General features: G+C 71.7%; 9 protein-coding genes and 2 pseudogenes. All 11 read right to left on the minus strand.

Features of this window, described 5'->3' with window-relative positions; translation table 11 throughout:
• Positions 1–1,096 (minus strand): hypothetical protein (locus ACWF94_RS22075; protein WP_453490946.1); only part of this gene is annotated, 1,096 nt, incomplete at its 3' end.
• Between the two features lie 243 nt (positions 1,097–1,339).
• Positions 1,340–2,113, minus strand: coding sequence for an OmpA family protein (locus tag ACWF94_RS22080; RefSeq protein WP_453490949.1), 774 nt, complete (start codon positions 2,111–2,113; stop codon positions 1,340–1,342).
• On the minus strand, positions 2,113–2,718 hold the full coding sequence (locus ACWF94_RS22085; RefSeq protein WP_453490952.1) for a hypothetical protein: 606 nt from the start codon (positions 2,716–2,718) through the stop codon (positions 2,113–2,115). The genes ACWF94_RS22080 and ACWF94_RS22085 overlap by 1 nt, the downstream gene beginning before the upstream one ends.
• A gap of 29 nt (positions 2,719–2,747) precedes the next feature.
• Positions 2,748–3,431, minus strand: a pseudogene (locus ACWF94_RS22090) (pilus assembly protein TadG-related protein); the annotation flags it as partial.
• Between the two features lie 44 nt (positions 3,432–3,475).
• Complete coding sequence (locus tag ACWF94_RS22095; protein WP_453490966.1) at positions 3,476–3,724, minus strand: hypothetical protein; 249 nt, start codon at positions 3,722–3,724, stop codon at positions 3,476–3,478.
• 321 nt (positions 3,725–4,045) lie between these two features.
• The gene (locus ACWF94_RS22100) at positions 4,046–5,041 is read right to left on the minus strand and encodes a response regulator (RefSeq protein ID WP_453490955.1); all 996 of its coding nucleotides are present in this window, start codon (positions 5,039–5,041) and stop codon (positions 4,046–4,048) included.
• A gap of 83 nt (positions 5,042–5,124) precedes the next feature.
• Entirely contained in the window at positions 5,125–6,636 is a 1,512-nt protein-coding gene (locus ACWF94_RS22105) for a sensor histidine kinase (protein ID WP_453490969.1), read from the minus strand.
• A gap of 182 nt (positions 6,637–6,818) precedes the next feature.
• On the minus strand, positions 6,819–7,706 hold the full coding sequence (locus ACWF94_RS22110; RefSeq protein WP_453490957.1) for a DUF5936 domain-containing protein: 888 nt from the start codon (positions 7,704–7,706) through the stop codon (positions 6,819–6,821).
• A gap of 12 nt (positions 7,707–7,718) precedes the next feature.
• Positions 7,719–8,660: a type II secretion system F family protein gene (locus ACWF94_RS22115; protein ID WP_453490960.1), complete on the minus strand. Its 942-nt coding sequence runs from the start codon at positions 8,658–8,660 to the stop codon at positions 7,719–7,721.
• 61 nt (positions 8,661–8,721) lie between these two features.
• Entirely contained in the window at positions 8,722–10,062 is a 1,341-nt protein-coding gene (locus ACWF94_RS22120) for a CpaF family protein (RefSeq protein ID WP_453490963.1), read from the minus strand.
• A 137-nt stretch (positions 10,063–10,199) separates the two neighbouring features.
• A pseudogene (locus tag ACWF94_RS22125) lies at positions 10,200–10,413 on the minus strand (TadE/TadG family type IV pilus assembly protein); the annotation flags it as partial.

Raw genomic sequence — 10,413 nt, forward strand, 5'->3', positions numbered from 1 at the left:
GGGTCATCGGGAGGGGGCTCGCGATGCGGCGGTCGAGGGAGACATGGAGGTAGTACCAGCCGGAGAAGCGCATGGCGCTGATGTCGTCCTGATCGGACGTCCGGTTGGCGAAGGCGGCGGGAGCGGTGCCGAGGGAGACTCCGGTGGGGCGGCCCGCGTAGTCGGCGTCGGAACTCTCGGCGAAGCCCCGGGCGGTGTTGAAGACGGTCAGCCGCAGTCCGTCGGTCACGGTCGGGGCCCGCCCGGCCGCGGCCCCGGCGAACTCCCCGTCGACGAGAAGCTGCTGGCCCCAGTCGACGGGCACCTTGTAGAAGCGGCTCTCGCCCGGCGCCAGCGTGTCGTTCCACAGGCCGCGCCCGATCGCGGGCGCGTCATTGAACCCCGATCCGCCGGTGACGGGCTTCGCCGGGCCCCGCACCTCCTGCGGCACGGGTGAGCGGGTCGGGGAGGGCGCGGACGGGCCGGTGGTCCCCTGCCGGAGCCCCGGCTCGTTCATGAAGCGAAGCTCCAGGGTCCAGTTCCGCGCCCTGGCGGCGGCGGCGCCGATCCACTCCACGCTGTAGATGTAGTCACCGGCGCTCTGGCACTCCCGGCCCTTGCCGATACGGCGGGTGGAGTAGTCGGCGATGGGCCGGGGGGTGGTGCTGCCGAAGGTGATGTCGTTGCGCACACTGCACCGCGCGCCGTCGGTGGACTCCAGGGTGACCCGTATACCGTCACCGGCGCCGACCTCGCCCCCGGCCGGCGGCACCAGTACAGCGGAGACATAGGCGTTGGACGAGTCGTCGAGCCCTACGCGGTAGAAATTCCGCTCCCCCGCCGAGATGGCGTCCGTATAGGTCCCGGGGCCCAGCCGGGGGCTCCCCGCGCTGGTGGGGGTGCCGAGGACCGGGCGGGCGCCGGGGGCCGTCTCGTACGAGGCGAGCCAGGCGGGTATGACGGCTCCGGCGGGCCCGGGGACCTGGAGCAGGGCGAGGGTCGCACTCAGGAACATCCCGAATATCCCCATCCGTGCCCTCGTACGCCTGGACACCCGGCCCCTGACCGGCCCTTCGCCCGCCCGCACATCGGCCGCCGCCGTCCTGCCCCGCCTCATCCGCGCGCTCCTCAGCCCACTCGGTCGACAGTCGGCCCGCAGCGTACTGCGGGTCGGCCGTGTCCCGTACAGGTGGTGCGTCACATACGTGGCCGGTGCGTCAGATATGGCTGGTCAGCGGCTGGTTGCACAGGTGGTCCGGTGCCCGGCTTCGCCGCGCCGTGGCGCGGGTCCCGTGCCCGGGTGCCGTCTCGGGTCCCGTGCCCGGGTGCCGTCCCCGGGTGCCGTCCCCGGGTGCCGCGCTCAGCTCGGTCCGCCGCCGCCGGTCGGGAAGGAGACCTCGACGCGGCGGTTCTTCCTGCGGCCCTCCTCGGTGGCGTTGTCGGCGATCGGGTAGTCCTCGCTGTAGCCGCGGACCTCGTAGGTGATCTCCGCGTCGTTGAGCTGCTGGCTGAGCACCCCGTGGACGGCGTCGGCGCGTTTCTTGGACAGCACCCGCCCGGACTGATAGCTGCCGAGGTTGTCCGTGAAGCCGAAGACCCGGACCTTCCGGGCGTCGTTCTTCTTGATCTCCCCGACGATCGCGGCGACCCGGCCGTTGGCCTGGGGGGTGAGGTCGGCGCTGTTCCTGCCGAAGAGGACCTCGGCCTGGAGCGCGAACTTCAGGGATGAGCTGGTCTCCTCGCGGCGCTCCTCCCCGCCCTCGGTCTCGACGATGGAGACGATGTCCAGCACCCGCGCCTGGGCGAGTGTGGCCCCGTCGCGCATCTTCAGCGCGGGGCTGGTGGCGTCGATCCTCGGCGGTGTGTTCGCCGACTCGCTGCCGGGCGGCCGGCTCGGGTCGTCCTCGGCGGACGCGCCGAAGACGGACGTACCGGAGGCGGACGTACCGGAGGCAGACGTTCCGGAGGCAGACGTACCGGACAGAGCCGTATCGGACGCGCCTGCCGTCGCGGTGACGGCGGTGAGCTGGAATCCGGTGAGCAGGAGCACCACGGAGAGGGACACCGCCACCGGTGGCCGCCCGGGTGCGCGTCCGTGCGCGCTCGCCTCACGCATCAGGAGATGGCCGCCCATCAGGAGATCTCGATCGTGGCGGTGGGCATCAGCGGGATCTGCAGCTCGACCGAGTCCGTGCCGTCCGGGGGCGAGGGGAACTGGGCGAAGAAGTCGATGCCCTGACCGGCGTCGAACGCGGTCATGCCCGTCGTGGTCAGCGGGTATCCCTCGGTGTCCCGGAGTACGTAGTAGCGCTTCTTCCCCGTCTTGTCCACGAGGGTCATCCCGGCGAAGGACCGTCCGGTCCGCTTGACCTCGTTCTCCTGGCCGTTCCACTGGATCGGGGGGATCTGCCGCTTGGCGCTGGTGTTCCTGACCGCTCCGGAGACCGTCAGAAATCCGCCGTCGTCACGGACGGCGCTGTGGACGGTGAACTCGAATCCATTGCTGCCCTTGATGGTGGCCAGGGTCTTGCCGCTGTCGGGCACGGTGGGGCCGCCGCCGTCCGTCGGCTGCCCGGTCCCCTCCGGTGCGCCCTTGTCGGAGGACACCGAGCCGGGGTTCTTCCGGTCCGAGCCGTCGTCACCCCCGTCCCCGCACGCCGTCAGGGAGAGCGACAGCGCCGCCGCCGCAAGGACGGCTGTCACTGCCCTGCGCGTCTTCGCTCCGTGCCGAATACTCATCAGTGCTGTTCCTTTGCGTTCGGTCGCGGTCAGTCCTCGGCCAGCCGGACGGTGAAGAGGTCGGACATCTCCAGGGCGCCCTCCAGCTCGTCCAACTGCTCCAGATCGATGTCTTCACCGTCGCACTGGAGCACGCCCGAGGGGACGGGCTCCGTCGGCGGAACGGGTGCTCCCGGGCCCGGTTCCCCCTCCTCGCCGTCACCGTCACCATCGCCGTCGCCGGGTGGCGGCTCGGACGGCGGTTCGGCGGGCGGTTCGGGCGACGGCTCGGCCTCGGCGGGATCGAAGTCACAGAGCTTTTCTACGACGGCGGTGGCCGTGGCCTCGGCCTTCCGGTCCTCGGTGCCGGGCAGGATGGTGTCACCGACCGGCTGCTGGGACTCGACGGCGACGGTGTAGCCCCAGCGGCCGTCGCCCAGCGGGGCACAGGTCTCCATCACCGCGGCGTTGGCAGCGGCGAAGGCGGCTGCCGCCGCGCATCCGGTTCCCGCCGCGCCGACGAACTCGCCGCCGAAGACCTCGCGCAGAAAATCCGGGTCGGCCAGTCGGTCCATCAGCTCCGTCCCGAACGCGTCCCGGGACTCCTGTGCCGCCGCGAGCGCGGCGGCGTCCGCGCCGGACTGGGCGCCGTTGCGGGTGGCCCCGGCCTGGCCGACGGCGAGGAACGCGAGCGCGAGAAAGAGCAGGCCCGCGACCATGGCGATATAGATGGGCGCGGCCTGCCCGGCCTCATGGGTGCCGCGCGCGGTGAGCGCGGCTACTCGCCGCCGCCACCGCCACCGAGAATCTCCTGGACCTTGTTCGACAGCCCGCTGGCGATGTCGTCGGCGACTCCCGAACCCACCAGGGCCGCGATGATCGCCGCCACCAGCACGATCACACCCACGTACTCGACCGAGTCCTGCCCCTGGTCGCGGCGGTCCTTCATCGCCTGGGCCGCCGCCGCCATCCGGGCCGCCACCAGCACCCGGACCCTGACGACGGCCTTCAGCGTCACGTTCGACATTGTCTTTCCCTCCGGCGCCGACGGCCCGATCGCCGCCCGGCTGGTACGAGTCCATGACACCGCCTGCCGTACCGCCTCGCCCGTGGCCGGTCCGGAGGGCATCGTGAGCAATGTACTTCGGGGCAGCTCCACCGGAAATAGGCCCCAGGGCCCAACACCGGGCCCAATCAAGGCAATGGGTCCTTAAAGCCCTCCCCAAGGCCCTTCCCCGGGACCTGGGCCGGCCGGTGTTCCCCGGGGCCGAAGGGGCGCCCTGAGCAGGTGGGACGCCGGGGGCAGGGCCCAGCGCAGGAGCGGTGCCGGGGGTGGTCGGGTGCTCGGTCATACGGGATCAGCCTCCCGTCGCGCCACGCCGCGCCAGACGGCGATGGCCTCGCCCCTGCTGGCGGCGTTCAGCTTCGCGAAGATGCGGTTCACATGGTTCTTGACCGTCTTCGGGCTGATGAAGCAGGACGCGGCGATCTGCTGGTTGGTCATACCGGACGCGATCAGCTCCATCACCTCCACCTCCCGCCGGCTCAGCTCGGTGATCACTCCCCGGAGCCCGTCCACCACATCGGGCACCGAGGAAGAATGTCCCACATCTGCTTGCGTAAGCGAAGACCGTCGAACGGATTCACTGTTGGGCCGGTCCGGCCCGACCGGCCAAGGGTGGGATGTCACCTGGTCTTCGGGGCAGTTACGGGGACCCTGGGCCAGGTCGGTGTATCCGCCCGCAGATGGTTCCCTGTGCAAAGTCCGCTGCTGCTCCCGGCCCGGCGCGCGGGCGCCGATGACCTCCGGGAGGGGGTCCGCGCCCCGGCGCGCGGAGGGATCTCCGCGTACCCCCGCGAGCAGCGCGTCCGCGGCGGAGTGGGAGAAGGCCGCCCGGCCCGCCCGGATGTCCCGTACGGCGGAGATCAGTTGGTCCGCCGTGAACTCTCCGTGGACGAGATAACCGCTCGCACCCAGCCGCAGCGCCTCGTGCACGATCTCGCTCTCGCGGCTGTACGTCGTCATCAGCACCGGGGCGAACCGGACCAGATACGGCAGGGCGGAGATACCGTCGACCCCCGGCATCCGCACATCCAGCAGGACGACATCGGGCCGGTGGCGGACCACGGCCTCATGGGCCTGGCGGCCATCGGCTGCCTCCGCGACGACGACGAGACCGGCGCGGCCCTGGAGCAGGGCGGTCAGCCCTGCCCGTACGACCGGGTTGTCGTCGGCGACGACCACCCGTACGGGGCCGGCGGGCGCGGGGAGTCGCGGCGGGGGCGGGACACGCGACTGAGGGGGCCAGTTCTGCCCCGGCCTGGGGAAGTGGTCGTCCGGCACGGCCTCGGTCTCCTCTCAACAGGGCTCGGCACAGGTCTTGGCAGGTCTTGGCAGGGCGGTGGGGCATGGGGAGCGGCGTTGGGTCAGGTGAGCAGGGGGAGCCGGTGCGCTGGGGGTACGGGGGTGTCCGGGGCGGCGTCGCCGAGTGCGGCGATGGGGAGTTCGAGGCGTACCTCGGTGCCCTGGGCCGCCTGGCCACGGCCGATCCGGATGCGCGCGCCGATGGACGCGGCCCGCTCGACCATGCCCACCAGCCCGAAGTGACCGGTGCGCCGGAGCCCTTCGAGGGAGATACCGGGCGGCAGTCCGCCGCCGTCGTCGTACACACTGATCCGCAGCACATCGCCGATCAGGCCCGCCGACACCTCCAGCCGGCTGGGGCGGCCGTGGCGGTGCGCGTTCTCCATCGCCTCGGCCGCGATGGTGAGCGCCTGGCGGGCGACGGCGGGCGGGACCGCGAGGGCGGCGCCGATCCGGCGGAAGCCTGCGGGCAGGCCCGTACGGCGGGTGAAATCGGTCGCCCGCGCGCCCAGTTCGGTGAGCAGGTCGACTCCTCCGCCGCTGTCGAGGCCGGTCTCCCGGCGGAGGTCGGAGAGCAGTTCGCGTGACTCGGCGGCGGCGCGGCGGGCCGCGCGGGCGACCAGTTCGGCCTGGTGCTTGACCGTGAGCGGGTCGATCCGGTCGGCGGTACGGGCCAGTCCCTCGGCGGCCAGCGCCAGCCCGTGCAGGGTCTTGGCCACCGAGTCGTGCATCTCCCGGGCGAGCCGCGACCGTTCCCGCTCGACCGCCCCGCTGACCGCGAGCCGGGCGCGGGCCTCGGTCAGCGCCTGGCTGGCCGCGCCGAAGCCGAGCATGAGATTGCGCAGGGTGCTGCCCATCGCCCCGGCGAGCACACACAGCCCGGGCAGCAGCAGCGCCGTGAAGCGGGCGTCGGCCCGGTCGTTCACCGCGTACGCGCCCGCGACGATCAGGGACTGGAGCACCGCGAACACGGCCGCTCCCCGCCAGCCCGAGATCAGTCCGGCCAGCAGCGGGGTGCAGATGGTGACATACGCCAGGGTGGAGTCCGGCGACGCCGTGATCAGCAGCAGCGCGCCGAAGGTCATATCGGCCCCCAGCAGCCAGGGGTGGCCCAGCAGGACCGGGCCGAACCGCTCCCAGTCGCGCAGCAGCAGATACGACGTCATGAAGGTGACCAGTACGGCTGCTCCCACCAGCCAGCTCGCCGGTCCCGGGCGGGTGCCCGCGAGCGCGAACGGCGCGGCCAGCGCGATCATCGCCAGCCGGAACCCGAAGACCTGGCGGCACAGCGCCTGAAGGGCGTTGACCTGGATGGACATCGGGGGTTCGGGAGGGGGCTCGGGCGGGGACGCGGCGATGGGCCCGGACCACTCCGTGCCGGGATCGGACGAAGCCGCTCCGGACGAAGCCGCTCCGGCCAGCGGTGGTCCGGCCGGCGGCGGTCCGGCCGGGGGCGGTCCGGCATGCGGTGGTCCGGACGGCGGCGCTCCCGAGGGCGGCGGGCCCGACGGCGGTGGGCCCGGAAGCGCTCCGGCCCCGGTGCGCGCGGCTCCCGGGCCGGGGCCAGGACGCACCGGTACGGCCGGGTGGGGCGGGCCGTCCGGGCCGGGGCGCGACGGCTGCGCCGTACCCGCGCCACGGTCACCCGCACCACGGGCACCCGCATCGCGCGCACCCGCGCCCCGCGTGGCGGCCCTGCGGCGGATGAGGGCCATCGGTGTCACCTGCCGTTTCGCGGTGGTCGCCATGGGCCCGGTCAACCTCCCAGCACATCGCCGAGGTCGACCCCGGAGCCGTAGTAGAAGCTCACGACGATCAGGATCATGGTCGCCGGGAGCATGATGAGAGTGACCACGAGCGTGGACTTGGGCACCGCGCGGGCCGCGTCGCGGCGGGCGTTCTGCGCGTCGGTGCGGCGCATGTCGGTGGCGATCTGTATCAGCGTGTCGACGATCGGAGCGCCGAGTTCCTCGCCCTGCTGGAGCGCGGTGACGAACATCGAGACCTGGTCGGAGGCATTGCGCCGGCGAAGCTGGTCGAAGGCGTCGCGGCGGCTGACCCCCATGTCCATCTGGCGCAGGGTGATCCGGAGTTCATCGGCCCAGGGTCCCTCGTACTTCTCCGCGACGCGTTCGAGTGCCTGGCGGAAGCCGAGACCGGCGGATACGACGACGGCGAGGACATCGAGGAAGTCCGGCAGGGTGCGTTCGATATCGGCGCGACGGCGGCGTACGGCCACCTTGATGACCACATCCGTCCAGAAGACACCGAAGACGAACAGCAGGATCGCGATCACGAACTGCCCGCGCAGCAGCATGGACAGGGCCGCGAGCACGCCCAGGAAGCCGTAGACGGCGCGGCGGGCCGCGTAGCGGTCGACGGTCATCCCGCCGGGGTTCCCCGCCATGTCGAGCCGTCTGCGCAGGGCGTCGACGCGCCCCGGGCCCATGGCGCGCAGCACGGCGGGCGCGTACCGCATACCGAGCCGGTCGATCACCGAGCCGACGGCGGTCGTCCGGGTGGAGCCCACCTCCAGCGCGAGGGCGAGGTCGCCGGGGAGCCTGGCGTCCGCGCGGTACATGCGGACACCGTGGAAGATCCCGTACACGGACGCTCCGACGAGCGCGGCGAGCAGCAGTCCCATGGTGGCTCCCTCTCAGACCTGGATCCGGGACACCCGGCGGATGACGAACGCCCCGAGGGCGTACAGGGCGAAGGCGGCGAGGGTGGCGAGCTGTCCGACCACCGAACCGGTCATCTTGTCCAGCGCTCCGGGGGTCATGGTGTTGATCATCAGCAGAAAGCCGAGGCCCAGCAGGGGGACGGCCAGCGCGGTGACCTTGATCTGGGAGAGCATGGTGGTGACCTCGCGGCGGGTCTCCTTGCGCTCCTCCAGGGACGCGGTGAGGTTGCGCAGCGAGGTGACGACCTGGCCGCCGGCGCGGTTGGCGAGGATCAGTGTGGTGACGAGGACGATGAGTTCGCGGGAGGGCAGCCGGTCGGCGAGTTCGCCGAGGGCCTCGTCCAGGCTCCGGCCCAGGGCGAGCTGGTCGGCGACGATGCTCAGCTCGTGCCCCGCCGGGTCGTCCAGTTCCTCGGCGGCCATGGCGAGTGCGGTGCGCAGCGCCAGACCGGCCTGGGTGGCGTTGGCGAGGACGCGGGTGAACTCGGGGAGCTGACTGATGAACGCCTCGGTGCGTTTGACGCGCTGCCAGTTGAGGAAGGCGTTGGCGCCCCACAGGGTGCCCAGGGCGCCCAGCGCCCCGAAGAAGGGCGCGAAGACCGCGCCGACGACGAAGTAGACGGCGAGCAGGGTCGCGACGACGTAGACGATGTACTCACCCGCGGTGAGGTCGAGGCCGGTCGCGGCGATCCTGCGTTCGACGCGCCGGCCGAGCCGGGTCCCGCGCAGCCTACGGTCGACCGCGCCGAAGCGCCGGCGCCTGCCGCCGACGACGGGGATCGGTCCCGTGTGGGACAGCCGGTCGACCAGTGCCTGGCGCTGGGCCCGGCCCGATGCGTATGCGTGCACGCCTGCGACACCGAGCACACCGGCCAGCAGGGTGACTCCGGTGGTCAGAAGCGGGAGGTTGTCCATGTCGGGCGGTGACCTTCTCGGTGGGGTCCGGGGCCGGTGGGGGCGGGGATGGGCAGGGGTGTCACACAACCGTTCTGCGTACGGCGAGCTGGTCGTCGGACGCGGCGACGCCGTAGACCTGGGGCAGGGCCTCACTCTTCAGATAGAGGCGCTCGGCGACCCGGCGCGGCACCGGGTAGTAGTGGAACCTGCCGTGGACGCGGCCGTCGGCGGACAGGGGCTGGGCGTCGAAGCGGCAGACCGAGACGATGCGGTACTCCTCCCGGCCGTAGGAGTCGACCACGGCGATCTCGGTGACCCGGCGGGAGCCGTCGGCGTGCCGGGTGAGCTGGACGATGACGTCGACGGCGCTGTTGATCTGGTCCTTGATGGCGGCGAACGGGATCTCGACCTCGGACATGGACGCCAGGGTCTGGAGCCGCATCAGCGCGTCCTCGGCGCTGTTGGCGTGGACGGTGGCGAGCGATCCGTCGTGGCCGGTCGACATGGCCTGGAGCATGTCGAGGGTCTCGCCGCCGCGGACCTCGCCGACGATGATGCGGTCGGGGCGCATCCGCAGGGAGTTGCGTACGAGGTCCCGGATGGTGACCCGGCCCTTGCCCTCGACGTTCGGCGGGCGGCTCTCCAGGGTGATCACATGCGACTGCTGGAGCTGGAGTTCGGCGGAGTCCTCGATGGTGACGATGCGTTCGCCGTCGGGGATCAGCCCGGAGAGCGCATTGAGCAGGGTGGTCTTGCCGGTGCCGGTGGCACCGGAGACGATCACATTGAACTTGGCCCGCACCAGACCCGCCAGCAGCAGCGTCATCTGCTCGTCGAGCGAGCCGATGGCGATCATCTCCTGGAGGGTGAAGGCGCGCGGGAAGCGCCGGATGGTGAGGATGGGGCCGGTGAGGGAGAGCGGGGGAATGATGACATTGACGCGCTCCCCTGAGGGGAGGCGGGCGTCGACCATGGGGTTGGCCTCGTCGACGCGGCGGTTCACGGTGGAGACGATGCGCTCGATCGTCTGCATCAGCTGTTCGTTGGACGAGAAGCGCAGCGGCAGCATCTCGAGCCGTCCGGCGCGCTCCACATAGACCTGTTCCGGGCCGTTGACCATGATTTCGCTGATGGACGCGTCTTCGAGGAGGGGTTCGAGGATGCCGAGGCCCAGGGCCTCGTCCACGACGCGGCGGATCAGCTGGGAGCGCTCGACGGTGGAGAGCACCGGGCCCTCCCGGCTGATGATGTGCCCGAGGACCCGCTCCAGTCTGGCCCGCCGGTCGGCGGCGGCCAGCGAGGACATCTCCGCGAGGTCGATCTCTTCCAGGAGCTTGGCACGGTAGACACCGACGAGGCGGTTCTCCTCGCTGTGGCCGTTGACCGGCTCGGGGCTGCTGATGCGCGCCCGCAGGCTCATGTCGTCATCTCCCTGGTCTCGCGGTGTCGCGTCTCGCGGGTGGTGCTCGGGTGGCTCGTAGGGGCAGGGGCGGTGGGGCTCCGTTCGGTCGCGATGGCCAGTCACGATGGCCGAGTCGCGATGGCCAGTCGCGATGATCAGTCGCAGGGCATGGTGACGGTTCTGGTGGCAGTGCCGAAGTCGAATACGGGCAGGACGCGGGGGACTTCGATCCTGACCGTCACCGTGATCTCCTCGGAGCAGTTCCCCGGTTCCTGGACCTCCGGCGCGAGCCAGTCACTCACGGCCGCCGCCCCTGCCGCCGCCGCTGTGCCCTCGCCGTCCTTCTGGGCACCCGCCCGGGCGGCGGCG

The organism is Streptomyces sp. NPDC055078 (genome assembly GCF_053607985.1).